Annotated in this window: 24 protein-coding genes, 1 pseudogene and 1 riboswitch; of the genes and pseudogenes, 12 read left to right on the plus strand and 13 right to left on the minus strand. The window is 63.7% G+C overall.

Features of this window, described 5'->3' with window-relative positions; all coding sequences use genetic code 11:
* Positions 1–27 precede the first annotated feature (27 nt).
* A complete protein-coding gene (locus NKG95_RS17715) occupies positions 28–834 on the plus strand; it encodes a DUF1194 domain-containing protein (protein WP_352483499.1) in 807 nt (268 codons plus the stop codon).
* Positions 835–852: 18 nt separating this feature from the next.
* On the opposite strand, the gene NKG95_RS17720 is transcribed toward NKG95_RS17715, so the two are convergent.
* Together NKG95_RS17720 and NKG95_RS17725 are read right to left on the minus strand one after the other, a co-directional pair.
* Positions 853–1,878: an RNA polymerase subunit sigma-70 gene (locus NKG95_RS17720; RefSeq protein WP_023721113.1), complete on the minus strand. Its 1,026-nt coding sequence runs from the start codon at positions 1,876–1,878 to the stop codon at positions 853–855.
* Positions 1,879–1,919: 41 nt separating this feature from the next.
* Positions 1,920–2,666 carry an SDR family NAD(P)-dependent oxidoreductase gene (locus NKG95_RS17725; RefSeq protein ID WP_353041693.1) on the minus strand — a complete coding sequence of 249 codons (747 nt, stop codon included), beginning with the start codon at positions 2,664–2,666 and terminating at the stop codon, positions 1,920–1,922.
* A gap of 234 nt (positions 2,667–2,900) precedes the next feature.
* Between NKG95_RS17725 and NKG95_RS17730 the strand changes: the two are divergent.
* Positions 2,901–3,220, plus strand: a pseudogene (locus tag NKG95_RS17730) (DUF1330 domain-containing protein).
* Positions 3,221–3,248: 28 nt separating this feature from the next.
* Here NKG95_RS17730 and metW read toward each other — a convergent pair.
* Both metW and metX read right to left on the minus strand, forming a co-directional pair.
* On the minus strand, positions 3,249–3,863 hold the full coding sequence (gene metW, locus NKG95_RS17735; protein ID WP_023721109.1) for a methionine biosynthesis protein MetW: 615 nt from the start codon (positions 3,861–3,863) through the stop codon (positions 3,249–3,251).
* Positions 3,864–3,978: 115 nt separating this feature from the next.
* Positions 3,979–5,148: a homoserine O-acetyltransferase MetX gene (gene metX, locus NKG95_RS17740; protein WP_353041694.1), complete on the minus strand. Its 1,170-nt coding sequence runs from the start codon at positions 5,146–5,148 to the stop codon at positions 3,979–3,981.
* 92 nt (positions 5,149–5,240) lie between these two features.
* Positions 5,241–5,318: riboswitch (SAM riboswitch) on the minus strand.
* 138 nt (positions 5,319–5,456) lie between these two features.
* Here metX and hisC point away from each other — a divergent pair.
* Together hisC and NKG95_RS17750 are read left to right on the plus strand one after the other, a co-directional pair.
* Positions 5,457–6,566, plus strand: coding sequence for a histidinol-phosphate transaminase (hisC, locus tag NKG95_RS17745; protein ID WP_353041695.1), 1,110 nt, complete (start codon positions 5,457–5,459; stop codon positions 6,564–6,566).
* 6 nt (positions 6,567–6,572) lie between these two features.
* A complete protein-coding gene (locus tag NKG95_RS17750) occupies positions 6,573–7,508 on the plus strand; it encodes a prephenate/arogenate dehydrogenase family protein (protein WP_353041696.1) in 936 nt (311 codons plus the stop codon).
* 133 nt (positions 7,509–7,641) lie between these two features.
* Here the strand turns inward: NKG95_RS17750 and NKG95_RS17755 are convergent, their stop codons facing one another.
* Entirely contained in the window at positions 7,642–8,643 is a 1,002-nt protein-coding gene (locus tag NKG95_RS17755) for a DUF2125 domain-containing protein (RefSeq protein WP_353041698.1), read from the minus strand.
* Positions 8,644–8,757: 114 nt separating this feature from the next.
* On the opposite strand from NKG95_RS17755, the gene NKG95_RS17760 reads away from it, so the two are divergent.
* Entirely contained in the window at positions 8,758–9,291 is a 534-nt protein-coding gene (locus tag NKG95_RS17760) for a gamma-glutamylcyclotransferase (RefSeq protein WP_023721103.1), read from the plus strand.
* Positions 9,292–9,336: 45 nt separating this feature from the next.
* Here the strand turns inward: NKG95_RS17760 and NKG95_RS17765 are convergent, their stop codons facing one another.
* The gene (locus tag NKG95_RS17765) at positions 9,337–10,317 is read right to left on the minus strand and encodes a quinone oxidoreductase family protein (RefSeq protein ID WP_031194569.1); all 981 of its coding nucleotides are present in this window, start codon (positions 10,315–10,317) and stop codon (positions 9,337–9,339) included.
* A gap of 319 nt (positions 10,318–10,636) precedes the next feature.
* On the opposite strand from NKG95_RS17765, the gene NKG95_RS17770 reads away from it, so the two are divergent.
* Complete coding sequence (locus tag NKG95_RS17770; RefSeq protein ID WP_352641344.1) at positions 10,637–11,584, plus strand: aldo/keto reductase; 948 nt, start codon at positions 10,637–10,639, stop codon at positions 11,582–11,584.
* 76 nt (positions 11,585–11,660) lie between these two features.
* Complete coding sequence (locus NKG95_RS17775) at positions 11,661–12,281, plus strand: LysE family translocator (RefSeq protein ID WP_352917668.1); 621 nt, start codon at positions 11,661–11,663, stop codon at positions 12,279–12,281.
* 27 nt (positions 12,282–12,308) lie between these two features.
* On the opposite strand, the gene NKG95_RS17780 is transcribed toward NKG95_RS17775, so the two are convergent.
* The gene (locus NKG95_RS17780; RefSeq protein WP_353041700.1) at positions 12,309–13,109 is read right to left on the minus strand and encodes a lysophospholipid acyltransferase family protein; all 801 of its coding nucleotides are present in this window, start codon (positions 13,107–13,109) and stop codon (positions 12,309–12,311) included.
* A 108-nt stretch (positions 13,110–13,217) separates the two neighbouring features.
* Positions 13,218–14,126: a LysR family transcriptional regulator gene (locus NKG95_RS17785; RefSeq protein ID WP_353041702.1), complete on the minus strand. Its 909-nt coding sequence runs from the start codon at positions 14,124–14,126 to the stop codon at positions 13,218–13,220.
* Positions 14,127–14,259: 133 nt separating this feature from the next.
* Between NKG95_RS17785 and NKG95_RS17790 the strand changes: the two genes are divergently transcribed.
* On the plus strand, positions 14,260–14,880 hold the full coding sequence (locus NKG95_RS17790; protein WP_352515876.1) for a pyridoxamine 5'-phosphate oxidase family protein: 621 nt from the start codon (positions 14,260–14,262) through the stop codon (positions 14,878–14,880).
* A 16-nt stretch (positions 14,881–14,896) separates the two neighbouring features.
* Here NKG95_RS17790 and NKG95_RS17795 read toward each other — a convergent pair whose 3' ends face one another.
* From NKG95_RS17795 to ftsE, 3 genes are all read right to left on the minus strand, one after another.
* A complete protein-coding gene (locus NKG95_RS17795; RefSeq protein ID WP_353022866.1) occupies positions 14,897–15,661 on the minus strand; it encodes a YdcF family protein in 765 nt (254 codons plus the stop codon).
* Positions 15,662–15,749: 88 nt separating this feature from the next.
* Positions 15,750–16,733 carry a cell division protein FtsX gene (locus tag NKG95_RS17800; protein WP_352495619.1) on the minus strand — a complete coding sequence of 328 codons (984 nt, stop codon included), beginning with the start codon at positions 16,731–16,733 and terminating at the stop codon, positions 15,750–15,752.
* Complete coding sequence (ftsE, locus tag NKG95_RS17805; protein WP_023677923.1) at positions 16,726–17,385, minus strand: cell division ATP-binding protein FtsE; 660 nt, start codon at positions 17,383–17,385, stop codon at positions 16,726–16,728. Before ftsE ends, NKG95_RS17800 begins: the two co-directional genes overlap by 8 nt.
* A gap of 235 nt (positions 17,386–17,620) precedes the next feature.
* Here ftsE and NKG95_RS17810 point away from each other — a divergent pair, with 235 nt between their 5' ends.
* The 3 genes from NKG95_RS17810 (at position 17,621) to NKG95_RS17820 (ending at position 19,303) form a co-directional block, all read left to right on the plus strand.
* Positions 17,621–17,911 carry a hypothetical protein gene (locus NKG95_RS17810; RefSeq protein ID WP_245278668.1) on the plus strand — a complete coding sequence of 97 codons (291 nt, stop codon included), beginning with the start codon at positions 17,621–17,623 and terminating at the stop codon, positions 17,909–17,911.
* Between the two features lie 180 nt (positions 17,912–18,091).
* On the plus strand, positions 18,092–18,634 hold the full coding sequence (gene hpt / locus NKG95_RS17815; protein ID WP_254816654.1) for a hypoxanthine phosphoribosyltransferase: 543 nt from the start codon (positions 18,092–18,094) through the stop codon (positions 18,632–18,634).
* Positions 18,635–18,931: 297 nt separating this feature from the next.
* Positions 18,932–19,303 (plus strand): response regulator, encoded by a 372-nt coding sequence (locus NKG95_RS17820; RefSeq protein WP_353022860.1) that lies wholly within the window; start codon positions 18,932–18,934, stop codon positions 19,301–19,303.
* Between the two features lie 19 nt (positions 19,304–19,322).
* Here the strand turns inward: NKG95_RS17820 and NKG95_RS17825 are convergent, their stop codons facing one another.
* On the minus strand, positions 19,323–20,273 hold the full coding sequence (locus NKG95_RS17825; RefSeq protein ID WP_353041704.1) for a DMT family transporter: 951 nt from the start codon (positions 20,271–20,273) through the stop codon (positions 19,323–19,325).
* Between the two features lie 223 nt (positions 20,274–20,496).
* Here NKG95_RS17825 and NKG95_RS17830 point away from each other — a divergent pair, with 223 nt between their 5' ends.
* Positions 20,497–21,354 carry a LysR substrate-binding domain-containing protein gene (locus NKG95_RS17830; protein ID WP_353022856.1) on the plus strand — a complete coding sequence of 286 codons (858 nt, stop codon included), beginning with the start codon at positions 20,497–20,499 and terminating at the stop codon, positions 21,352–21,354.
* A 78-nt stretch (positions 21,355–21,432) separates the two neighbouring features.
* On the opposite strand, the gene NKG95_RS17835 is transcribed toward NKG95_RS17830, so the two are convergent.
* Positions 21,433–24,045, minus strand: a complete 2,613-nt coding sequence (locus NKG95_RS17835; protein ID WP_352860718.1) for a TIGR02302 family protein — start codon at positions 24,043–24,045, stop codon at positions 21,433–21,435.
* Between the last annotated feature and the right edge of the window lie 96 nt (positions 24,046–24,141).

Raw genomic sequence — 24,141 nt, forward strand, 5'->3', positions numbered from 1 at the left:
TTTCAGATGGGAACGTTCCGATCGGCCATGCTTGACGCTCTCGCCCTGCTCGCCTGCCTTGCCTGTGCCCCGGCAGCACCTGTGGCCGCGCCCGCCAATGCCATTGCCGTCGACGTCGAGCTGGTGCTGGCCGTCGACATCTCGCAGTCGATGGATGAAAGGGAGTTTGCCCTGCAGCGCGCCGGCTATGTCGCGGCGCTGCGACATCCCGACTTCATCAATGCCGTGCGTACCGGCCCTTCCGGCCGCATCGCCATCGCCTATTTCGAATGGGCCGGCACCATCCGCGACGATGCGGTCATTGCCTGGCACGTCATCGACAGCAAGGAGAGCGCCAACGCTTTCGCCGACAAGATCGCGGCCCGCCCGTTCAGGAGCTTTCGCGGCACCTCTATTTCCGGTGCCGTGGCCTTCGGCGCCGAGCTTTTCGATGGCACGGCCTTCGTGGCCAAACGCCGCGTCATCGACGTCTCTGGCGATGGCCCAAACAACACCGGCTTGCCGGTCACAACGGCACGCGATGCGGCGCTGGCGAAGGGCATCGTCATCAACGGGTTGCCGATCCTGATCAGCCCGTCACCGACCTTCAGCCATCTCGACCGGTATTATGCCGAATGCGTCACCGGCGGACCGGGCTCGTTCGTGCTACCGATCTACGCGGTTTCCGAATTCGCCACCGCCACTCGCCGCAAACTGATCCTCGAGGTCAGCGGCGTCGAGTATCCCAAGGAGGATCCGAGGACGATCCGCACCGACGCACCGATCGACTGCCTGCAAGGCGAGCGCGACCGGCGGTTTTTCTCCGACCCGTATTTCCCGGAACTCGACCGGTAAGGCTTGCCCGCGGGTAAGCTAGGCCGGTGGCAGGCCGAAGGCCGGGAACAGAGATGGCCCGAGCGGCCCTATGAAGATCGTCAAGGAAGCGATCCCGCCCTCGGCTGGCTCGAACACATGCAGGGAATGGGCCCGCCACGCCGGGTCATCGTGGCTGCGGGAATAGACCCCGACCGCCGGCTGGCCATTGGCCGCGGTGGCCAGCGTGCGGAAGCCGCCGAACCTCGGCCAGACGGTCTCGAAGAAACCGCGGATCGCTTCGCGGCCTTGATACCATTCGCGCCAAGGCGGCATGGTATAGATGGCGTCCTCACGCAGGAGCTCGATCAAACCTTCGAGATTGGCGGCCTGCCAGGCCTGCATGTAACGTTCGAGCAGCAGGCCTTCTTCGGGGTTGGGCCGTGATCGGCTGGCCGGCCGTCCGCCAGGATAGCGCGCCGTCAGCGTTGCGCGGGCGCGCTGCAACGCGCTGTTGATCGAAGCCGTCGATCCGCCCAGCAAACGCGCCGTCTCGACGGCCGACCATCCCAGGACGTCGGCAAGCAGCAGCGCGGCGCGCTGCCTGGGCGGCAGATCCTGGATAGCGGCGACGAAGGCGAGCTGGACGGCCTCGCGGCTCTCGTAACGGGCTTCCGGACCTGGCTCGCTGCCGGCAATGTCTGGAAGCTCGGCGTCGGGGTAGGGCTCCAGCCACGCGACGTCAGCTACGGGCCCGCCTATGGCCGCCCCGTGCGACGGCGGCCGTCCGGGTTCCCGGAGAATGCGACGCGCCCTCGACCTCGCCTTGATGGCGTTAAGGCAAGCATTGGTCGCGATCATATAGAGCCAACCGCGAACCGAACCCCGCCCGTCGAACTCCGACCTTGCGCGCCAGGCGCGAAGCAACGTGTCCTGGACGAGGTCGTCGGCCTCGTGCAGCGAACCCATCATGCGATAGCAATGCAGCTTGAGCTCGCGGCGATGCGCGGCCGTGACCTTCTCGAAGGCCAGCCGATCGAGGATCGGCTGGCGTGCCGGTTCCAGAGGTGGTTGAGCGTCTGTCATGCTACTTTCGGGTTCCGGGTCAGGTTTGCATTACGCGCGCCTCAGGCGGCCGGGGCAAGCCCGCTCCCGCTCACCATGAAGGAACTGCCTTGCGGCTGGCCGGTGGCGAGTGCGACCACCGCCCGTCCGACATCGGCCGGCGTCTGCATGTCGGTCATGGCGGCGATGAAGTCCGCCGGCTGGATGCCCATATAGGCCGCGATGCTGTCGACGCCGGCCTTGCCCACGCCGGTCTCCGGCATGATCCGCATCGGCGCGAGCGCCATGAAGCGCAGGCCGAGGCCAAGCCGGTCCGACTCCTTCTGGCTATGACCGGCCAGGAACATCTGCATGCGTTTTGCGCCGGCATAGCCGCCGGCATTGGGTGGTCCGCCGGTCAAGGCCGCGCCGCTGGAGATCAGAACGATCCGGGTTCCCGGCTTGAGCGGACGGCGCAGAGCGGCCCGGCAAAACAGGAACGACGCCTTGACGTCGGTGTCCCAATTTGCCGAGAAGGCCTTCCAGTTCTGTTCATGCACCGGCGCGGAAGGGGCCAGCGCACCTGCGCAGATCACCAGCACGTCCGGCTCAAGCGCGGCGAAGACCTTATCGGGGGCGGAGTCCACCGTCGCATCGATCGCGAGCGTCTTCACGCCGGAGACCTCCCAGGCAAATTGCGCCAGGGTCTGTTTTCCGCGGGCGACCGCCAGCACCGTCGCTTTCTCCTTGAGGGCGACCTCCGCAATGGAGCGGCCGACACCCCGGCTGCCTCCGACGACGACGACATTCTGATTTTGCAACGATCCCATGGATCACCTCTCTGTTCCCGGCCGCCGGACCATCCAGGCGCGCTCATCGATAAGGACAGCGCAGGTGGGCGGAAATCATCGGTGCCAGGAGAAATATCTTTCAGGTGACGGCAGCGGCGCGCCAGTTTTGTATTCGGTGTCATTACCTCGGGGGTAATCGACCAGCGCGCAACGTCCCGGCAAACTGCTCCCATCAAGCCGGTTGTCCGGCTTTCGACCACAAGGAGTTACACCATGACCGCCTACGCCGTCGCCCATATGCGCCAGGTCACGCCGGGGCCGTCGATCGTCGAGTACCTGCAGAAGATCGATGCCACGCTTGAGCCGTTCGGCGGGCGCTTCATTGTGCATGGCAGCGAGGGGGACGTGGTTGAAAACAATTGGCCGGGGCACCTCGTCATGATCGAGTTTCCAGACATGCAGCAGGCGCGCGGATGGTACCGCTCGCCCGCCTATCAGGAGATCTGCCGCTGCGCACCGCGAATTCTCAGTCCGACGTGGTCTTCGTCGACGGCGTCGAGCACCCGCACAAGGCCACCGACGTGCTTGAATAAGGGGAATGATCGGCTCGCGGGCGGCCTGCTACCGTTTCAGCAGAAATACCGCCTGCTGGCCGAAAAAGTTCCAGAACCACCACGGCATCGAGAAGCCGATCCGCTGGCCGTTGGCGTCGAGCGCGGTTGCCTTTTCCACCGTCGCGCCCAGCTCGTCGCATAGATTGACGAAATCGCGAATGGTGCAGAAATGGATGTTGGGGGTGTCGTACCAGTAATAGGGCAGGTCCTTGGTCACCGGCATTCGGCCGTTGAAGAGCAGCGAAAAGCGCACCCGCCAGTGGCCGAAATTGGGAAATGAGACGATGGCGCGGTTGCCGATCCGGAGCAGTTCGTCGAGCACCAGCTTCGGATTGCGGGTCGCCTGCAAGGTCTGCGACAAGACGACAAAGTCGAAGCCCTTGTCGGGATAGAATTGGAGGTCCTTGTCGGCATCGCCTTGAATGACCGACAGGCCGCGCGCCACGCATTCGTTGACGCCGCGCTGCGACAGTTCCAGCCCGCGGCCGTCGACCTTCTTGGTCGCCTGCAGCAATTCGAGCAGCAGGCCGTCGCCGGAACCGACGTCCAGCACCCGCGACTGCGGCGGGATGAGATCGGCGACGACTTCGAGGTCGACGCGCTGGGCGCGGTTGACGCTCATGGGCTCGCCTCTTGCTCGGCGCATGATCCCGATCCGAAAAGTCTGCAACTTTTCAGGGTCATGCGCTGATGCCTGGCACATGGTCCTGATCCGAAAAGCCTGCAACCTTTCGGGGTCATGCGCCGAGCCCTCTCGCCCGCGCCGCCGAGGCGATGAAGCCTTTGATGGCGGCGAACAGTTCCGGCTCGTCGAGCAGGAAGGCGTCGTGGCCGCGGTCGGTCTCGATTTCGACGAACGATACCGAGGCGCCGGCCGCGTTCAGCGCGTGAACGACCGAGCGGCTCTCCTCGGTCGGGAACAGCCAGTCGCTGGTGAAGGAGACTAGGCAAAAACGGGTCTTGGTGCCGGCGAAGGCATCGGCCAGCCGGCCGCCATGGTCGGCGGCGAGATCGAAATAGTCCATCGCCCGGGTCATGTAGAGATAGGAGTTGGCATCGAAGCGATCGACGAAGGTCATGCCCTGATGGCGCAGATAGCTCTCGATCTGGAAGTCGGCATCGAACCCGAAGGTCAGCGCTTCGCGGTCCTGCAGGTTGCGGCCGAACTTGCGGTGCAGCGCTGCTTCCGACAGATAGGTGATGTGGGCGGCCATGCGCGCCACCGCCAGCCCCTTTTCCGGTCGCTTGCCGTGCTCGAAATATTTGCCGCCATGCCAGTCGGGGTCGGCCATCACCGCTTGCCTGCCGACCTCGTGGAAAGCGATGTTCTGCGAGGAATGGCGGGCGCCGGTGGCGATCGGCAGGGCCGAGAAGACGCGCTCGGGATAGCTGGAGGCCCATTGCAGCACCTGCATGCCGCCCATCGAGCCGCCCAGCACGCTGAACAGCTGTTCGATGCCGAAATGCTCGACCAGCATCAGCTGCGCCCGCACCATGTCGCGGATGGTGATGATCGGCAGGTCGAGCCCGTAAGGCTTGGCGGTTGCGGGATTTGTCGAGGCGGGGCCGGTGGAACCGAGGCAGCCGCCGATGACGTTGGACGAGATGACGAAGAAACGGTCGGTATCGATGATCTTGCCGGGGCCGATCAGCACTTCCCACCAGCCCGGCTTGCCGGTCACCGGATTGGTGTTGGCGACATGCTGGTCACCGGTCAGCGCATGGCAGACGAGGATGGCGTTGGAGCGCGCGTCGTTGAGCGTGCCATAGGTCTGGTAGGCGATCTGGAACGGCGACAGCAGCGTGCCGGCGTCGAGCTTGAGCGGCTTGTCGGCGCCGAAACGCAACGCCGGGCTCGACGGCTGGTCGGCCTCGTTGTTGGTTTTTCGCGCGCGCAAAGCGACCATCACATCTCCTTGCCCGGCCTTCAGTTGTCCGCCGGTCCGGGCAACAACCAGTCAGGGCAACAAAAAACCGGCCATGCCTTCGCAAAGCCGGTTACAAGATGCAAACGGCCCTTTAGCAAGTTGTTTAACGTGGCTGCAAGCCGACCGGCCAAATCACCACGGAACTGTCGCTGCTCTTCTAGGACTGACGCATGGCTTCGTCAACGGCAAGTTATTGATCCCGAATTGCCGCCCCTCGACATTCCGGGCCACGGCTTGTATTTCCGCTGCGGCTTCCGGATGGAGGCTTCCTCGACGGATTTCATGGAATGAGCCAGACACCGGATCAGACACGTCCAACGCCCCGCGCCGGCATCATGGACATCGAAGCCTATGTGCCCGGCAAGAGCGCGGCGCCTGAAGGTGTCGTCAAAGTCCACAAACTGTCGGCGAACGAGAACCCGCTCGGTCCTTCGCCAAAGGCGATAGAGGCCGCGCGCGCGGTCGCCGACAAGCTCGCGGTCTATCCCGACGGCAGCGCCAGGCGCCTGCGGGAGGCGATCGCCGACGTGCACGGGCTCAATCCGGCGAACATCGTCTGCTCCAACGGTTCCGACGAGATCCTGGGCCTGCTTGCGCAGACCTACCTCGCGCCCGGCGATGAAGCCATCATCACCGAACACGGCTTCATGGTCTACAAGATCTACATCCAGTCGGCCGGTGCCGTCCCGGTAACGGTCAAGGAGACTGATGAACGCGCCGACATCGATGCGATCCTCGCCGCGGTGACGCCGCGTACCAGGATCATCTTCCTTGCCAATCCGAACAACCCGACCGGCACTTACGTGCCGTTCCAGGAGGTGCGCCGCCTGCATGCGGGCCTGCCGCGAAACGTGCTTCTGGTGCTGGATGCCGCCTACGCCGAATATGTCCGGCGCAACGACTATGAATCCGGCGTCGAGTTGGTGGGCAGCGCGGAAAACGTAGTCATGACCCGCACTTTCTCGAAATTGGGCCTCGGTGGCGCGAGGATCGGCTGGATCTATGCGCCAACGCACGTCATCGACGCGATCAACCGCGTGCGCGGGCCCTTCAACGTCAATGCGACGGCGATCGAGGCAGGCATCGCGGCGATCCGCGACCGGGCTCATATCGAGCGCAGCGTCGCGCATAACGAGACCTGGCTGGCCTGGCTGAGCGAGCAATTGACCGGGCTCGGGCTGCGGGTGACCCCGAGCGTCGGCAATTTCATCCTGATCCACTTTCCCGAGGACAAAAAGCATTCGGCGGCGGCCGCCGACGACTACCTCAGTGCGCGCGGCTACATATTGCGGCGCGTTTCCGGCTACGGTTTTCCCAACGCGCTGCGCATGAGCATCGGCACCGAAGAGGCTAATCGCGGCGTTGTCGCAGCACTCGCGACATTCCTGAAAAGCTAGGGCACCATGACCTCACCGATGTTCGAAAAGATCGCGCTGGTCGGCATCGGCCTGATCGGTTCGTCGCTGGCCCGCGTCATCCGCCGCGAGGGACTTGCCGGCCAAGTCGCCATTTCGACGCGCAGCGAAGCGACGCTGGAGCGGGCGAGCCAACTCGGCCTTGGCGACACCTACACGACAGATGCGAAAGAAGCGGTTCGCGATGCCGATCTGGTCATCGTTTCGGTGCCGGTCGGCTCTTCAGGCACGGTCGCCCAGGAGATCGCACCGGCGCTGAAGAAGGGCACCATCCTCACCGATGTCGGCTCGACCAAGGCATCGGTGATCGCGCAGATGCAGCCGCATGTGCCTGATGGCGTGCACTTCATCCCCGGCCATCCTTTGGCCGGCACCGAAAAATCGGGACCGGATGCCGGTTTTGCCGAACTGTTCGAGAACCGCTGGTGCATCTTCACGCCGCTGCCCGGCACCGATGCCGCGGCACTGGAAAAGCTCTCGGAATTCTGGCGCCGCTGCGGCTCCAACATCGACACGATGGACCCGCAGCATCACGACATGACGCTGGCCATCGTTTCGCACTTGCCGCACATCATCGCCTACAACATCGTCGGTACCGCCGACGATCTGGAGTCGGTGACCAAGTCCGAGGTCATCAAATACTCGGCCTCCGGCTTTCGCGACTTCACCCGTCTGGCGGCGTCCGACCCGACCATGTGGCGCGACGTCTGCCTGCACAACAAGGACGCCATTCTCGAAATGCTGGCGCGGTTTTCCGAGGATCTGTCCTCGCTGCAGCGGGCGATCCGCTGGGGCGACGGCGAAAAGCTGTTCGACCTGTTCACCCGCACCCGCGCTGTCCGCCGCTCGATCATCGAGGCCGGCCAGGACATCGACGTACCGGATTTCGGCCGCCAGGCAGTCGAACACCCGCCGAAGGGATAAGCCGCGGCAAGCCGATCGCAGGCCGTGCCGCCCCAGAACGGTTCATCGTTTCACGGAAAACGCCGAACCGGTCTATCTTTTTGTTTGACGCAATTCCGGACGGAAAACCGTTCACACTTTTCCTGGAATTGCTCTAGTCGAGCGGCTTGATCTTGCCGAGCGGGATGAAGCCGAGCGAGGCCTTGCCCTTGACGATCTTCAGCGGCATCGACGGTGCGTTGCCGAGCAGCGCCAGTCCGGCGAAGCCGGTCTGGATTTCTTTCTTCTGCTCGGGGATGGCGGTGGCGAGGATTGCCGCCACGGCCTTCGGGTCAGTGAGCTTGATCATCAGGTCGGCATTTATGAGACCGTCGTCATCGACCGACAGCGGTCCGGAAACGGTGATGCGCGCGGTTCCTGAAGACAGATCGAGCTCGTGGATTTCGGCCGCCTGGCCGCGCAGGCTCTTCGGACTTGCCTTGATCAGCGTCACGCCGTTCTTCAATGTCACGTCGCCGCTGCCGTCGAGCGGCGGCAAGACGCGCCCGCCGATGGCCTCTGCGTCGATTTCGAGATCGGTGAAATTGCCGGCATAGTCGATGTCCGGGCCGTTTGGGCGCAATTGTCCGGTGGCGGTTCCGGCGCTGAACAGCGAGACGGGATCGGTGTCGTCCGCCGGATCGGTCTGGCCGGACAGGCCTTCTGCCTGCAGCGAGAGGCGCCTCGGCAGCGGCCAGGACAGCTTCATGTCGGCTTGCAAATCATCCCAGTCGATCCACAGCGGCGTCATGCCGGGAACAGAGGTCCTGAGCGGCCCCCTGAACTCGGCGGCAGGCGACAGAAGCCGCGTGATCTGCGTGGCGGCATTGATTTTGCCTGTCGATGCAGCGACGTTGCGGCTGTCGTCCTCGTAAGCCAGACTGTCGCAGGAAAGGGTGAAGGTGAAGGGATAGCCGCTGACCGCGAGATTGGCGCAGTCGGCCTTGATGCCTTTGTCGTCGAGATCGGCGACCGCCTTGTCGGTTGCGCTCTCGACCAAGTCCGCCAGGCAGAACCAGCCGGCGCTGTAGATGCCGAACAGCACGAGAATGAAAGCGGCAAGCCACAACAGGCGGCGACGTTGGCTGGGCGGCGGGCGCTCGTCACTTGACGTCATGCTGCGGCTTTCGTTAACGCGGGTGGCACGGGCGGGCTGTCGCTTTCGGCAACAACAGGTAGACGGACTGAAACACCACCGGTGAGGTGGTTCGTCACAATCAGGCTTGGCGATATGGGCGATTTTTGGGTTTTTGGCTACGGCTCACTGATCTGGCGGCCGGGATTCGCGCATGTCGAGACGCGGCGTGCCCGCCTGCATGGCTATCGCCGTTCGCTCTGCGTCTATTCTTTCGTGCATCGCGGCTCGCGCGAACGGCCGGGCCTGGTGCTCGGCCTCGACCGCGGCGGCTCCTGCATCGGGCTGGCGTTCCGGGTTCCAGGCGAGCTGCGCAACGAGGTCGTCACCTATCTGCGCGAACGCGAGCTGGTCACCAACGTCTATCTCGAGCGTGTGCTCAGCGTCCGCCTCGACAAGCGTGAAACGGATGGGGGCGAGACGGTCGAAGCCATCGCCTATGTCGTGGACCGCAGCCATGAGCAATACGCCGGTGCGCTCGACGCCGCCGAGGCAGCAGCCGTCGTTCGCGGCGCCGTCGGCCAGTCGGGGAGGAATGAGGATTACGTGCTCAGCACGCTGGAGCACCTCGAAGCACTGGGTATAAGCGATCGCTGGCTGGAAGAGGTGACAAGACGGGTCGCGACGTAGCTTCTTTGGTCGTTGACCATGATGCTTTCGGCGTCGTGGTCCGGGCTACATCCTGAAAATCTGTTTGCCAAGATCGGCGCGATCCAGGCTGTTTGCCACGGCGAGCTTGAACTCGGTCAACGGGCGGAGACCGCCGACAGGAACGTGGAAGCCGGGCTGGCCGAAGATGTCGATGATCTCGCGTAGCACAGGTCGGTCGGCTTCGACCGGCGGCGAAAAGAAGTAGCGATAGATATTCGCCCTGATCTCCACGCCGCTCAGCAACACATCGAAATTGTGAAGTTCGAAGCGCTCGGCACTCATGCCGCCATTGATCACCATCTGCCCGCCGAGCGCCAGGGTGCGGATCAATTCGCCGCTGACAGGTCCGCCGACATTGTCGATAATCCCGTTCAATCCGGCGCCGCCGGTGATATCCATCACGGCTTCCCGGATACTTGCCTTCAAGTCCGAAAGGTCAAGAATGGCGGCGACGCCAAGCGTCTTCAGATCGAAGCTTTGGTGCGAGCGCCGCACCAGCGCGATGACGTTGATGCCGCGTCGTTGGGCGAACTGCATCACCATTGTCGAAATCGACGAATAGCCGGCCGTGACAGCCAGCCACTGGCCAGGCCGCACACGGGAATCCACCATCAGATCCCACGCGGTAATGGGGTTCACCATCTGCCCGGCGCGTTCGACCGGATAGCCGGCAGGCAACGGGATCAGCCATTCGGCGGGAATGGCCGCGTACTCGGCCCAACTGCCATAATAGCTGAACGCGACGAGCGTGCCCGGTTCCAGCAAAACGTTCGCGCCAACGGCTTCGACGATGCCGGCGCCATGGTTTCCCGCGATCTGCTGGGGAAAATGCGGCTTCTTCGGTTCGGGATAGAGGTTCTGGATAAACAGGAAGTCGCCCGGATTGATCGAGGCCGAGACCATCCTGACCAGCACCTCGCCATCGCCGATCCGCGGCATCGGCAGGTCGTCAACGTAGAGCACGTCGCGCGGCGAGCCGATGGCGTCAAATACAATTGCTTTCATGCCGGTCTCCATAACAAACGATCCGGGGCAAACAGTCTGGGCTTGGCCAGACCGTGCCGAAATTTGCGTCGGCGCCGCGGAACTTATGGCCGGCCGGCAAAGGCCAGAATTGGCAGATTTGACAATCTATGTGCTAAACTTGCCAATTTCCTCAGAGGGGCTGGTTTGGAAGCCGGACACGGCGCGGCGGGTCGCGGTTTTGTGAAGCGCCAGCGGGTTGGAAAAGAGGCTATGCGTTTGACGTTGCCATGGCGCGACATAGGTTAGCCCGGTCGGCGGCTCCCACCCGCCTCAGCATGAATCACCATGGAGATCAGCCTTGCAGAAACGTCGTCTCGGTCGCACCGACCTATCCATCGCGCCATTGGTTCTGGGCGGCAATGTGTTCGGCTGGACCGCCGATGAGAAAACCTCGTTCGACTTGCTCGACCGCTTTGTCGACGCCGGTCTCAACGCCATCGACACGGCCGATTCCTATTCGCGCTGGATTGCCGGCCACCAGGGCGGCGAATCCGAAACCATCATCGGCAAATGGATGAAGAGTCGCGGCAACCGCGACAGGGTTGTCGTCATCACCAAGGTCGGTTCGGACATGGGGCAGGGCAAAAGGGATCTGTCCGCCGCCTATATCGAAAAGGCCATTGATGCCTCGCTGAAGCGGCTGCAGGTCGATACCGTCGATCTCTATCTGTCGCACTGGCCCGACCCTGCGACCCCGTATGAGGAAACGCTCGGTGCTTACCAGAAACTGCTCGACAAGGGCAAAATCCGCTATGCCGGCGCTTCCAACCTCGACGCCGCCCAATTGCGCGCCGCACTCGACGTAGCAAGCCTGCGCGGCCTGCCGCGCTACGAGGTGCTGCAGCCGGAATACAACCTCTACGACCGCTCGTTCTTCGATGGTCCGCTGCGTGATCTGTGCGTGGCCGAGGACATCGGCGTCATCACCTATTTCAGCCTCGCCAAAGGGTTTTTGAGCGGCAAGTACCGCAGCGAAGCCGATCTCGGCAAAAGCCCGCGCGGCGGCGGTGTGAAAGGGTATCTCAACGCGCGTGGCATGCGCATTCTCTCAGCGCTCGACGCCGTGTCGGCCAGACATTCGGCCAAGCCGGCGGAAGCGGCGCTGGCCTGGATCATGGCGCGCGCCGGCGTCACCGCTCCGATCGCCAGCGCGACGACGCTCGGCCAGCTCGACAGCCTGGTGCGTGCGGCGTCGTTGCAGCTCAGTCCGGACGATATCGCCGAGCTCGACAAGGCCAGCGCATAGCCGCGCACGATCGTTCAAGACCCGCACCGCTGCCTTGCCTACCGTCCTACATCGTCACAGGATGCGGGGACGCCGCATGGCCGGACAGGTTCTTCTCGATCAGCAGCTATGGCAGCAATTGCTGGCGCTTGTGCTGGCATCGGCCATCGTCATGGGCAGCCCGGGGCCGGCGACGATAAGCGTCACCGCGGTCGGCGCCGCGTTCGGCCTGCGGGATTCGCTCCGCTATGCCTCGGGGATCGTTGTTGGCACGATCCTCGTGCTCGTGGTGGTGGCGACGGGCATCATGGCCGTTCTCGCCGCGTTGCCGAAGCTCGCGGCGCTGCTGGCGGTCGCCTCGGCAGCCTACATCCTTTACCTGGCGTTCAAGATAGCGACGGCGCCGCCACTGACGGCACGCGTCCGTGGAGCGGCGCTTCCCACTTTCCTTGGCGGGTTTCTTCTGGCTGTTGCCAACCCGAAAGCCTATGTGGCGATTGCCGCCGTGTTCGCCAGCGCGTCTTCCGGCGCCGGCGGTCTCGGTATTTCAGCCAAGCTGGGGGTTCTCACCTTGATGATCGTTGCCATTCATCTCTTGTGGCTTCTCGCCGGCGCAGCCTTTGCACGTTTGCTGCGCAAACCGCTGGCTTCGCGGATCATCAATCTGGTGTTTGCCGTGACGCTGGTTGCAACAGCCGCCCTGGCTGCCCTGCCGTGAGCCCTTGTGGCACCTGAGGCCGTTGCCTCAGCCTTTCAATTCAGGTTTCGCGTCCAGCTCACCAAGCCTTTTCACCGCAGTCGGCGGCATCGGCGGCGGGTTCGGCGTTTGCGACGCCTCGACGAGGAGCTGGTCGCAGGCGGTCTCCGTCTCGCCGATCAGCCGTTGCATGAATTCGTCCTTGCCGAGGCCGGGCGGGATCGGCGACAGGAAGCGCGCCTTGATCGTGCCGGGATAGCGCAGGAATTTGCGGCGCGGCCAATAGAGGCCGGCGACGTGAGCGACCGGCACCACCGGAATGCCAAGTTGCGCGTAGAGTTCGACGATGCCGTATTTGTAGACCGGCTCGTCGCCCGGCGCCCGGCGCGTGCCCTCGGGATAGATGATGAGCTGGCGGGGATTGCGCGCCAATTCCTGTTTGGTCGCGGCGATCACCATCTTCAATGCCTTCGAGCGGCTGCCGCGGTCGACCGGAATCATCCGCATCTTCAAGATGTACCAGCCGAAGAACGGGATCCAGGTCAGCTCCCGCTTCAATATGTAAACGGGATCGTCGAGGAACGGCAGGAAAGCGATCGTGTCCCAGAAGGACTGGTGCTTCGGCGCCAGGATGAAGGAGCCTTCAGGCAGGTTCTCCTGGCCGGTGATCTCGCTTCTGGTGCCGGCGATCTTGTCGTAGAGCCACATGCTGGTGCGCGACCAGAATTTCGGCACGAACCAGGCGCGGTGGCGCGGCGACAGGAAATAATACGGGGTCCAGAGGATCATCTGGACGATCAGATTGAGGTAAAAGGCGAGATTGAACGCCAGCGAGCGGAAATAGAGCATACAGCAAGTGCCCGGTGAGGAGGTGTGCGTTGGTTACACCAAGCGCCGGCAAAAAGGAAACGGTGCGAGGCGGGCGATCGGCCCGGTTTTGCGGTAGGCCGTCCTTCGTCACGCCTGCCACCCCGCCTGCAGCAGGCGCTGCTTCAGGCGTGGGGCGGCGAAGTCGAGGAACGCGCGCAGCTTCACCGGCAGCAGCCCTTGGCCGGCGTGGACGAGGCTCACCGGCCATGGCTCGGGCTCGAACTCCTGCAGCACGGGGCGCAGCGTACCCGACCGAACCGCGGCGGCGATCTGGTAGGAAAGCAGCCTCGTCACGCCGACGCCAGCAATCGCCGCATCGATTGCCGCCTCAGCGGTGTTGACCCGTAACCTGGAGCGGACCGGTACGGTGAATTCGGCCTTGCCGGTGGCGAAACTCCAGGCGGAGGCGTTGAGCCCTTCGAAGGTGATCGCACTGTGTGCTGCAAGCTCTTGCGGCGTTTTCGGCGTGCCGTGCTCGGCGAGATAGGCCGGGCTCGCGCAAACGACGCGGCGGATCGAACCCAGGCGGACGGCGACCAGGCTCGAATCGGCAAGGGCGCCGATGCGGATGGCGAGATCGATGTGCTCTTCGACCAACTGGGTTATCCGGTCGGCGAGTGTCAGCCGCACACTTACGTCGGGGTAGGCGGCGAGAAAGGCGGTGACGACCGGCAGCACATGCAGGCGGCCGAAGACGATCGGCGCGGTGACGATCAGTTCGCCGGTCGGGGCGCTGTACTCGCCGGCGGCTATTCGCTCGGCCTCGCCGACCTCGTCGAGAATGCGACGACAGGCGGCGAGATAGGCGTGGCCGGCATCGGTCAGCGACAGCTGCCGCGCCGAGCGGTTCAACAGCCGTGTCTTCAGGTGCCTTTCCAGGTCCGAAACCTTGCGGCTGACCGTCGTCAGCGGAATGCCGAAGCGACGCCCGGCAGCCGAAAGGCTGCCTGTCTCCGCCGCGGCAACGAAAAGCGACATGGAGTGGAGGCGATCCATAACTTTCCCGAAAAAATTGGCCCTTCCGAAGAATGGAAGGACGCATCCCAGATATGGCATCTGCTTCTCGAAGATGGAAGTATCTACTTTTCGGTGAGTAATGCAGCGTACTCGGCAGTTGAGGAGGGTCTTCATGAACGCTCACACCAGCGATGTTGCCTTCACACCGACGGTGAAGGCGATCCAAGCCCGCAAGGGCTCGCGCCAGGCCTATGCCCGTGTCGAGGAGCGTGGTGGCTGGCAGGCGGCAATCACGCCCGATCTCGCCGCCTTCATCGAGGCGCAGACCAGCGTCTTCCTGTCGACCGCCAATGCTGACGGGCAGCCTTACATCCAGCATCGCGGCGGGCCTGCCGGTTTCCTCAAGGTGCTCGACGAACGGACGATCGGCTTTGCCGATTTTTCCGGCAACAGGCAGTTCATCACCCAAGGCAATCTCAGCGACAACCCACAGGCTTTCCTGTTCCTCATCGATTATGCCCACCGGCAGCGCATCAAGATCTGGGGCACAGCGCAGGTCGTCGAGGGCGATGCCGAACTGATGGCAAAGCTGATGCCGCAAGACTACAAAGCGCGACCCGAACAGGTCATCCTGTTTACCGTTTCTGCCTGGGATTCCAATTGCTCACAGCACATCCCGCAGCGTTTCGAAGCGGCCGATGTGGCGGCGGCTCTGGCCGAACGCGACAGGCGTATAGAACGGCTCGAGCAGGAGATCGCGCGCTTGCGCTCGGGTGCAACAGCCAGGGAATAAAAACTGCCGGTGCCGTTCAGTTTCCGCCCGCGGCGTCGGCCAGCGTGACGCTGTTGGGCGGTTGCTTCACCGGCATGATGCCACGCGCCAGCGCCAGCAGGTATTTGCTGTATTCGGTGAACAGCACGCGCAGCGCTTCCGGCTTGGTCAGCCAGCCGCCATTCCCGAGGTTGGTGTTGACCACCGGATAGGGTTCAAGCCTGGCGCCGCGTAGCAGCCGGCCCATTTCCAGCAGGCTGCGCGGCATGTGATAATTGTTGGTGACGAGGATGACCGTGCCGTAGGCATGGTCCTCGACCCATTTGGCGCTTTCCTCGGCATTGCCGATCGTGTCGAGCGCGGCGCGGTCGATGTCTACGCAGCAGGAAAACAGCCTCTTGTCGCCGCCGGTCGCGGCTTGAAGCTGGCGGCGGCTGGCGGAAGGATGGACGCCGCTGATCAGAAGCCGCTCGCCCTTGCCGGACGCAAGCAGGCCCATCGCGGCGTCGAGGCGCGACTGACCGCCGGTCAGCACGATGATAGCGTCGGCCCTTGCCGGATTGGCGGGCGTCGTCAGACGGCTGACGGTGTTGGCGAACCAGCCGAAGCCGGCGACAAACAGCGCCACAAGGGCGAGCAGAACGAGGGCCGAAAGTCGCAAGGAGCGGGCTGCCAGCAGCCGCCCGTGTTTGGCGAACTGATCCGGCTTGGCAAATTCATCAGGCCCGGCGAATTCATGCGGACGCGCAACCAGCACTGGCATGCACCCAGCGGTATCGGTCGAGTCCCGAACGTCCATCATGAAATGGTTAACCCCGAAATACGGCCTTTGGTAGGAAAAAAATGCAATTTTCGTGACGATGCGTTTTCATCCGTGATCGATCTTTCCTTTAGCCGGCGTCCGGCTGGCGAATGTCGATGTCGCTGAGATAGGTAACCACGGTGAAATGGGAGGTTGCCGCGGTCAGCGCGCCGATCACCAGCACCATGACAGCGACCCCGAGATAACCCGCCGAGCCGATGGCGAAATTGCCGAACAGGGCGGTCGCCTGGTCGGCCTGCGGCGTTGCCATGTTGCGTGACGACCACCAGGAGAAGACGATGAAGACGAGGATTGCCGCGGCGCCGCCCGCCGCGGCGCCCTTCATGCCGGTGACCAGAAAATGCCGGCGGAATTCGCGCGCGATGAAGCGCGCCTCGGCGCCGACGAAATGCAGCACCTCGATGATGTGGCCGTTGCCGGCCATGGCGCCGCGCGTCGCGAATACCACGGTCAGCACCGTCGCCGACAGCATCAGTGCCAGCACTGCGATACCGATCGTTACCGTGGTGCGGGCCATGGCAACCAGCCGGTCGACCCAGGTGCGATGATCGTCGAGCGAGGCACTCGGCAGCTTCGGCGTGATCGCCGCGCGCAGTGCGGCGAAATCTGGCGGACTGTTCTCGTCGATGGTGATGATGATCAGACGCGGCACCGGCAGCTCATCGATGTTCAGGCCCGAGCCCAACCAAGGCTCGAGCAGCCGGGCCGTCGCTTCGCGGTCGACGATCCTGGCGCTTTTCACGCCGGGGAATTCGCCGGCGATCTGCGAGGCCAGCGCAAGTGCGGCCTCCATGTCGAGGCCGTCGACCGGCTTGATCTGGATGGTCGCCTCGCGCGAGATCTGGTTCTCCCAGACCGAGGCGGTGTCACGCACCAGCGTGACTGCGCCAAACGTCAGGCAGGACAGAAACGTCATGATGGCGATGACCAGCACCAGCGCCCGGCCGGCGATGTTCTGCGCCGGCACGATCGGCGCCATCTTGCGCTGGACGCGGGGCTTGGCCGCCGCGGCGTCGTGACCCTCGAAATGTTCGACGGAGAGCTCAGTCATAGATGTCCAGCCTTCCGCCGGCCAGGATCATGCGCCGTGCGTCGACCTGTTCCATCAGGCCGAGGTCGTGCGTGGCGATCACCACGGCAGTGCCCAGCCGGTTGAGCTCGATGAACAGCCGCAGCAGGCGTCGCGCCAGTGGTGGATCGACATTGCCCGTCGGCTCGTCGGCGAGCAGGATCTCGGGCTGCTCGATCAACGCCCGGGCGATCGCTGCGCGCTGTTTCTCGCCGCCTGACAGCACCGGCGGCAGCACATGCATGCGTTCGCCGAGGCCGACCCATTTCAGCAGCTCGGTGACGTCGGTGCGGTAGGTCGCCTCCTCGCGGCCGCGCACGCGCAGCGGTAAGGCCACGTTCTCGTAGGTGGTCATATGGTCGAGCAGGCGAAAATCCTGGAACACCACGCCGATGCGGCGTCTCAGATGCGGCAATTCGGTGCGCGAGATGCGCGAGCGGTCCTTGCCGAAGATGGTGATCAGGCCGCGCGTCGGCTTCAGCGACATGAACAGAAGCCGCAGCAACGTCGTCTTGCCGGCGCCTGAAGGTCCGCTCAGGAACTGAAAGGAGCGCTCCGGAATGTGCAAGGAGATGTCGCGGAGGATCTCCGGACCCATGCCATAGCGGAGGCCGACATTTTCGAAGCGGATCACTTTCGACGACCTGAAATTCTCGGCGGCAAGATGCCAGCCCTTTCTGTGGAAAGACCATCGGCCGGCATGGTTAACCGACGGTTAATTTGGGGGCTTTTCAAACGAGTCACAGGGGTTCCGGTGGGGAAGCGTTAACCATTTCCGTTTACCCAAAAGAAACGAACAGCAACAGGTGCTGTAGTGTTGGGCCATGATGGCTGAGGATCGAACCGCGCGCCCGGTTTCCGGCGAAATCATGACCGATGCGGCCGCCGAGCCGGAACGCATCATGCGCGACGTGACCGCCGACGTCATCGATGCCGATTATGAGGTGCTGCCCCGCCATTTTACGCGTCCAGACTTTGCGCCGCCGCCTGCGCGCACGATTTCCACCCCTTCGATCGAAGGCATGGACATGTTGCGCAAGCCGGAAACCGCCGTCGAACGACCGTTATGGGTGCACGGTGGGCCGATCTTCTGGATTGCCGGCGTCGGTGCCGCCTTGGCCGCCTTCTGGATTTCGGGCGGCCATGCGCTGGTTCGTTAGAACAGCGCCAGAAAATCAACAGGTCACCAGATAAACGATTTGCGACGCCCTGGGGACGGTTCGCGGGCGCCCTGCCAAAGATTTGGCCTTGCCAGACGGCTCGACATGCCTAGAAACGGGGTTGAAGACCGTTTTCGGTCAGCTTCGCCTACAAGGCGATCATTTCTGGAAAGGCGGCCAATGCCAGTTGTGCGCGGCAAGGACATCGAAGTCCTGTTTTCGGCGTCCGCCATCGCGCGGCGGAATCTGGAACTTGCCAAGGAGATCGCCGGGCACGACTACCACGACCTTCTGGTAATCTCGGTGCTGAAGGGATCATTCATCTTCGCCGCCGATCTTATCCGTGCCATGCACGATGTCGGCCTGTCGCCGGAGGTCGAGTTCATCTTCATCTCGAGCTATGGCGCCGGGACAACCAGCGGTGAGGTGAGGGTGCTGCGCGACATCGACAACGAGGTCGCCGGCCGCGATGTGCTTCTCATCGACGACATCCTCGAATCCGGCAAGACGCTGAGCTTCACCCGCGACCTCATGCTGTCGCGCGGCGCGAGGAGCTGTGCCATCGCCGTGCTGCTCGACAAGCGCATGCGCCGCCAGACCACGCTCAACGCCGACTATGTCGGCTTCGACTGCCCCGATTATTTCGTCGTCGGTTATGGCATGGACGTCGCCCACGCGTTTCGCGAATTGCCGTTCGTCGGCATCGTCAAGGGCGACGCTTGAGGCCTTTTGATAATTCTACTCCGGCGGCCACCTGACGCAGTGTTCTGCGCTTCCTGCAGCGCAGCGCGTCCTTTGGACGCGCAAAGGACGCTGTAGCACTTTTGATTTTGCGCATGATCCTTTCCGAAACGAAACCGATTTCGGGATCGTGCGCGAAGCTCCCGGACTCGAACGTCCGCTCCGCTCCGGTTCTCGAAAACCACGCCATCTGACTCGCCGGAGCGAATTCTGAAAAGGCCTCATCGACCCTCAGCGCCTTCAGGAAACATCAACTTTTCCTCGCCAAATATCCTGCCCATGGCAAAGCTCCTGATCGTCGAGGACGATGAATCCGTCCGCACCCTCGCCGCCCGTGCGCTCGAACGCGCCGGGCATAATGTCACTATTGCCGCCGACGGCGCGCACGGTCTTTCTCTGATTAGGGCGGCGCAAGGGGGCTACGACCTTGTGCTGTCCGACATCCGCATGCCGGAGATGGACGGCATCGAAATGGCCAAGGCGGCAGCGGCGCTGTTCCCGGCGATGAAGATCATGCTGATGACCGGCTTTGCCGATCAGCGCGAGCGCGCCGAGGAATTGGACGGCGTTATTCTCGATGTCGTGCAAAAGCCGTTCACGCTGGCTGAAATTCGCGCCCGTGTCGACCAGGCGCTCGCCTGCTTCGCCTAAAGCCCAAGGCCGACGGCCTTCAGGCAGGGTCGCAGGTCGCAGCGATGGCTGGCGCGCCGCTCCGGCGCCGGCTGGCATTGAGCGCAAACAGGCCGGCGCCGATGATGAGGGCTGCGCCGGCCGCCGTCGCTGGTCGCGGCACTTCGGCAAAAAACAGAAAACCCCATAGCGGCGACCAGATGATACCGGTGTATTCGAAGGTGGCGACGCTGTTGGCGGGCGCCAGCCGATAGGCCTGCGACAACAGGATCATGCCGGCCGAGGCAACGAAGCCGCATGCCCCCATCTTGAGGAGATCCGGCGTCGTCGGCCACACCCATGGCCGGACGAGGAATTCGAGGCTCGGATGCATGGCGTGGTCTATGCCTGCCAGCCAAAACAATGCCGCCACCAAGGCGGCGCCGACCAGATAGGCGCCGTTCTGATAGAACGCCATGACAGTCGAGGATTCGGTGTCGCCGATCTTGCGTGCCATCAGCTGCGAGAAACCGTAAAGCAGAGCCGAACCTAGCGACAGCAGCGCTGCCCAGTCGAACACGCCGGCGCCCGGGCGCACCATCACCAGCACGCCGAGCATGCCGACCAGGACGGTGGCGAGCGCCTGCCAGGACACGCGTTCGCCGAGATAGGGGCCAGCCAGCGCCATGATGAACAGCGGCGCCATGAAATAGAGCGCCACCGCGTCAGCCAGCGGCAGCGCGGCGATTGCCAGATAGTAGGCTGTGTAGGAGGTGAACTGGATGAAGGCGCGCATCGTAAGCATGCCGAACCGCTTCGACAGGATCGCCTGCAGTCCGACATCGGCGTGGACCAGGAAAACCAGGATCGGCAGGGCGACTATCGAGCGGATCGCCATCACCTCGGTGACGGGATAGCGGCTCGACACCGCCTTGACCAGCGGATCCTGCAGCGAAAAGACCAGCACGCCGAGACAGAGGCTGAGGATGCCGAGCACAAGCCGATTCTGCATAGGCGCTCCTGTCTCCCGCGTGCGCGGCCGAAAGCAGGCCTGCATCCGGGCAAAAAGAACCCGCCACCGTTTCGGGCAGCGGGTACGAGTGAGGACTTTTGATTGGTCCGCGGCCGATTTCGCGGCCGCATATCCAATGGGTGAGGCGACTATCGTCCGCCGTTTGACATGTTGCAAACGAATTGGAATGATGCCAGCAATCAGATTTTCTTATGGTGGGCACATGCGACCCAATCTCGACAGCGACCTCTTGCGCACCTTCGTCGCGGTCGCCGACACCGGCAATTTCACCAAGGCGGCGGAGCGGGCCGGCCGCACCCAGTCGGCGGTCTCGATGCAGATGAAGAAGCTCGAAAGCATGGTCGGCGACAGCCTGTTCGAGCGCGGCTCGCGTGGTGTGGCGCTGACGCGGCGCGGCGGCGAGCTCATTGCCAACGCGAGGCGCATCGTTTCGCTGCTCGACGAGACGGCGGCATCGATGGTCGCGGCGCCGCTTGGCGGGCCGGTGCGCATCGGCATCCCGGAGGAATATGGCCACGCGATTCTGTCGCGCGCGCTCGGTGCCTTTGCCAAGCGCCATCCTCAGGTCGACATCACCGTCCGCTACGCGCATTCCGGTGCGCAGATCGCGGCGCTCGCCGCCGGCGAGCTCGATCTGGCGGTGGTGTTCGAATGGCAGGATCTCTCGGGCGGTGAGGTGCTGATGCATGATCCGACCGTATGGGTGACGTCGGAGCTGCATCACATGCATGAGGAGCGGCCGGTGCCGATCGCGCTCTACAACCGTGCCGGCTGGTGCAAGGATTTCGCGATAAAGTCGCTGGAACAGCGCGGTCTCGCCTATCGTATCGCCTACACCAGCGATACGAATGGCGGCCTGCGGCTCGCCGTCACCTCCGGGCTGGCGATTGCGCCGATCTCGCGCAGCAACATCCCGGCCGGCTGCCGCGAACTTACGGCCGCCGACGGGTTCGGCGACATCGATTCCTCGAACGTAGTGCTGCGGCGCAATCCGAACGCTTCCGGCGAGGCGATCGACGGCATGGAAGAGGCGATCCGCGAGGCGTTCACCAACCGTTAAACACGTCGCTCGGTCCGGCGATAGCTGCCACCACGGAGGACCGCGCACGACGATCTTCCAAAAATGTAGAGTGCAGCCTTACTTCAGCTCCAGCAACCGCTCCAGATAGCTGCGCTCGATATCGGGGCTGAGCGCGTTGCCGAGCCGCTTGCGGATTGCCTCGAGGATCTGGCGGGCGCGCTGCACGTCGATCTCGTCAGGCACTCTCACCGAACTTCCGTCATCGGGACCCTCGCTGGTGCGGGGCCGCCCGAGCGGGTCACGGTCGGCATTCTGCTGGCGTCCGCCCTGCCCGTTGCCGCCCTGGTCGCCTTGCATCGCTTGCAATTGCTTCATCATATCCTTGGCGCCCCTGCGCAAGGCTTCCAATGCGCGGCCCTGGTGGCCGACGGCTTGGTCGCCCTCGCCCTCGCCGAGCGCCTGTTCGGCATTGCCCATGGATTTGCCGGCTTCGCCAAACCCCTCATTGGGGTCGAGGCCCATGCCTTCGAGGCCCTTCCTCAATTGATCGAGCTCGCTCTGCAGCTTGCCCTGGCCTTCCTGCAATTGCTTCAGCGCATCGGCAAATTCCTGCGGCGTCATCGGCTTCGGCCGGCCGAGCGGATCGCGGTCGTCGCCCGGGCTGGGCTTGCCCTCTTCGCCCATCGGGCCTTGCTCACCGTTCTCGCCGAGTTGCTCGTCGCGGTTCTGCCCGCGCTGTTGCTGGCCGCGCTGCATCTGGTCCATACGGAAGGTGTCGTTCATCATCTCCTGCTGGCGCCGCATGATCTCGCCCAGCTTGTCCATCTGCTGGCGCATCTCGCTGTCCTGCTGGCCGCCTTGCTGCTGGCGGCCTGCCTGCAGATTGTTCATCATGTCCTGCAGCTCCGACAGCAATTGCTGCGCCTGGTCGCGATTGCCGGATTTCGCCAGGTTCTCGATTTGGTCCATCATGCGGTCGATGTCGCTCTGGCGCAGTTCCTGGCCGTTTTGCTGCATCTGTGGCGCATTCGGATTCTGCTGCGCCCGCGCCGCGAATTCCTGCAGGAACTGGTTCATCGCCTCGCGCAGTTCCTTCATCGCCTTCTCGATCTCTTGGTCGCTAGCGCCGTTCTTGATCGCATCCTGCAGCGCCTGCTGCGCCTGGCGCAGCCGCTTCTCGGCCGCCGACAGATTGCCTTCCTCGATGCCGAGCGCGATCTCCCAGAGGTAAGCGACCTCGTCGCGCAACTGGTCGTCGCTGTCGGCCATCTTCAGCCGGGTGCGGGCGCTCATGATGGCGAGGTAGTGCGCCATATTGTCGAACGTGTCTTCGGGCCTGAGCGTGATCGCATCCATCAGGTCGAGGACGCGGTCCTTGGCATAGGCGTCGAGCGCCAGCATGCGGCGCTGCTCGACCACGGCCCGCGCCAAGGGGTTGGAGAATGGCCGCTCCGGCATCACCAGCGTCTTGGTTTCGCTGGTCGCCGTGTGTCCGGCGCCGTCGGTGGCGACAAGCGACAGCTTGACGTTGCCACCGGCCCAGACATGGTCGGTCAGATCCTTCGTCGTTTTGGCGGCATTGGCCTTGCCGCCGCGGCGCGGCAACGTCAGCGGCATATCCGGCGGGCCATAGAGCGGATGCGCGTTGGGCACCTGCGGATCGGCCAATGCGAAAACCGCCTTGGCGGAGGCCGCGCCATAGTCGTCGTCGATCTGGTAGTTGAGCTCGAAGGCGCCGTTGACGGCGCGTTTCGGCTCACCGACAAAGCGGATCTGCGGCGGCTTGTCGGGGATTATGGCGAAGGCCCAGCGGCCGAGCTCGCCGTCGCCGGATTGCAGCGTCAGCATGCCGTCGGCCGTCAACTTGCCGCTGAACTGGCGCACGGTGGAAGGCGTTGCAGTATTTGCCTCTGGCTTGGCTTGCGGCCCGGTCGGATCGATGGCGCGGGTGTTGCCGCCGGCGTCGGCGTAGCTCAGCGTTTCCTCGCCCGAACCGCCCGTGACGCGCAGCGACACGTCGCTGCCCTCCGGAACGGTGAAGGTCGGCGCCGCTTGATTGGCATTGTTGGCAAGGACAGGGGCGTTGAGGAATACTGGTGGCCTGCCGGTATAGGCCGGTGGCGTCACCCAGGCATCAATGCGCGGCGGCACGACGTCGCGCGCGGCACGGGCAACAAACCCGTCACTCAGCTTGCCGCCCGACGGCCCGAAGGAGAAGGCAAAGGCGGTGACCAACAAAAGCGCCGCAACGGCGCGCAACGCCCACGGGTCATGCTCGGGGACGCGCGTGCGCGGCACGTCGCCGCCAAGCTCGCCCAGCCGGTCCGCCATGCGCCGCTGATGCTCGCGCCACAGGGCTCGCGAAAAAATGCTTTCCTTGCCGCTCGGGCGATCGGTCTGGACCTGCACCGGGCTGTGCAGCAACCGGTTGGCCGCCTCAATGCGGCGGTCGACCTCGGCACTGGATGGCGTGCGGAAGAAACGCAATGGATAGAGTGCGGCAAGCGCTGCGACGCCGAATGCCGTGATGAGACCGAATCGCACTAAATCGGGCAAAAGCGGGAACAGACCGAGCCACGAGATACTGAGAAACAGGCTGGCGACGATGATCAGCGGCAGCAGCAACGGCCAGCCGCGCTCGACGATTATCGAGACCTGCGTCGCCAGCCGGCTCAAGGCAAGGCGCCCGGCCAGGCTGCGATCGCTGGTAAAGACGGGTCGTTGCGTCATCGGCCCTTCCTGGCCGGGCGGGATAGCCCGGACCTCACGAGTCTATCGCATGGGCCCGAAAAGTCGATTTTCGGGAAGCACGATGCGAAGACCCAA

It is taken from the genome of Mesorhizobium sp. M1423, from assembly GCF_040317575.1.
Lineage (GTDB): Bacteria > Pseudomonadota > Alphaproteobacteria > Rhizobiales > Rhizobiaceae > Mesorhizobium.

Coding starts and splice junctions, on each gene's coding strand:
- NKG95_RS17715 (WP_352483499.1), top strand. CDS start 28: ATGCTTGACGCTCTCGCCCTGCTCGCCTGCCTTGCCTGTGCCCCGGCA.
- NKG95_RS17720 (WP_023721113.1), bottom strand. CDS start 1,878: ATGACAGACGCTCAACCACCTCTGGAACCGGCACGCCAGCCGATCCTC.
- NKG95_RS17725 (WP_353041693.1), bottom strand. CDS start 2,666: ATGGGATCGTTGCAAAATCAGAATGTCGTCGTCGTCGGAGGCAGCCGG.
- metW (WP_023721109.1), bottom strand. CDS start 3,863: ATGAGCGTCAACCGCGCCCAGCGCGTCGACCTCGAAGTCGTCGCCGAT.
- metX (WP_353041694.1), bottom strand. CDS start 5,148: ATGGTCGCTTTGCGCGCGCGAAAAACCAACAACGAGGCCGACCAGCCG.
- hisC (WP_353041695.1), top strand. CDS start 5,457: ATGAGCCAGACACCGGATCAGACACGTCCAACGCCCCGCGCCGGCATC.
- NKG95_RS17750 (WP_353041696.1), top strand. CDS start 6,573: ATGACCTCACCGATGTTCGAAAAGATCGCGCTGGTCGGCATCGGCCTG.
- NKG95_RS17755 (WP_353041698.1), bottom strand. CDS start 8,643: ATGACGTCAAGTGACGAGCGCCCGCCGCCCAGCCAACGTCGCCGCCTG.
- NKG95_RS17760 (WP_023721103.1), top strand. CDS start 8,758: ATGGGCGATTTTTGGGTTTTTGGCTACGGCTCACTGATCTGGCGGCCG.
- NKG95_RS17765 (WP_031194569.1), bottom strand. CDS start 10,317: ATGAAAGCAATTGTATTTGACGCCATCGGCTCGCCGCGCGACGTGCTC.
- NKG95_RS17775 (WP_352917668.1), top strand. CDS start 11,661: ATGGCCGGACAGGTTCTTCTCGATCAGCAGCTATGGCAGCAATTGCTG.
- NKG95_RS17780 (WP_353041700.1), bottom strand. CDS start 13,109: ATGCTCTATTTCCGCTCGCTGGCGTTCAATCTCGCCTTTTACCTCAAT.
- NKG95_RS17785 (WP_353041702.1), bottom strand. CDS start 14,126: ATGGATCGCCTCCACTCCATGTCGCTTTTCGTTGCCGCGGCGGAGACA.
- NKG95_RS17790 (WP_352515876.1), top strand. CDS start 14,260: ATGAACGCTCACACCAGCGATGTTGCCTTCACACCGACGGTGAAGGCG.
- NKG95_RS17795 (WP_353022866.1), bottom strand. CDS start 15,661: ATGATGGACGTTCGGGACTCGACCGATACCGCTGGGTGCATGCCAGTG.
- NKG95_RS17800 (WP_352495619.1), bottom strand. CDS start 16,733: ATGACTGAGCTCTCCGTCGAACATTTCGAGGGTCACGACGCCGCGGCG.
- NKG95_RS17810 (WP_245278668.1), top strand. CDS start 17,621: ATGACCGATGCGGCCGCCGAGCCGGAACGCATCATGCGCGACGTGACC.
- hpt (WP_254816654.1), top strand. CDS start 18,092: ATGCCAGTTGTGCGCGGCAAGGACATCGAAGTCCTGTTTTCGGCGTCC.
- NKG95_RS17820 (WP_353022860.1), top strand. CDS start 18,932: ATGGCAAAGCTCCTGATCGTCGAGGACGATGAATCCGTCCGCACCCTC.
- NKG95_RS17825 (WP_353041704.1), bottom strand. CDS start 20,273: ATGCAGAATCGGCTTGTGCTCGGCATCCTCAGCCTCTGTCTCGGCGTG.
- NKG95_RS17830 (WP_353022856.1), top strand. CDS start 20,497: ATGCGACCCAATCTCGACAGCGACCTCTTGCGCACCTTCGTCGCGGTC.
- NKG95_RS17835 (WP_352860718.1), bottom strand. CDS start 24,045: ATGACGCAACGACCCGTCTTTACCAGCGATCGCAGCCTGGCCGGGCGC.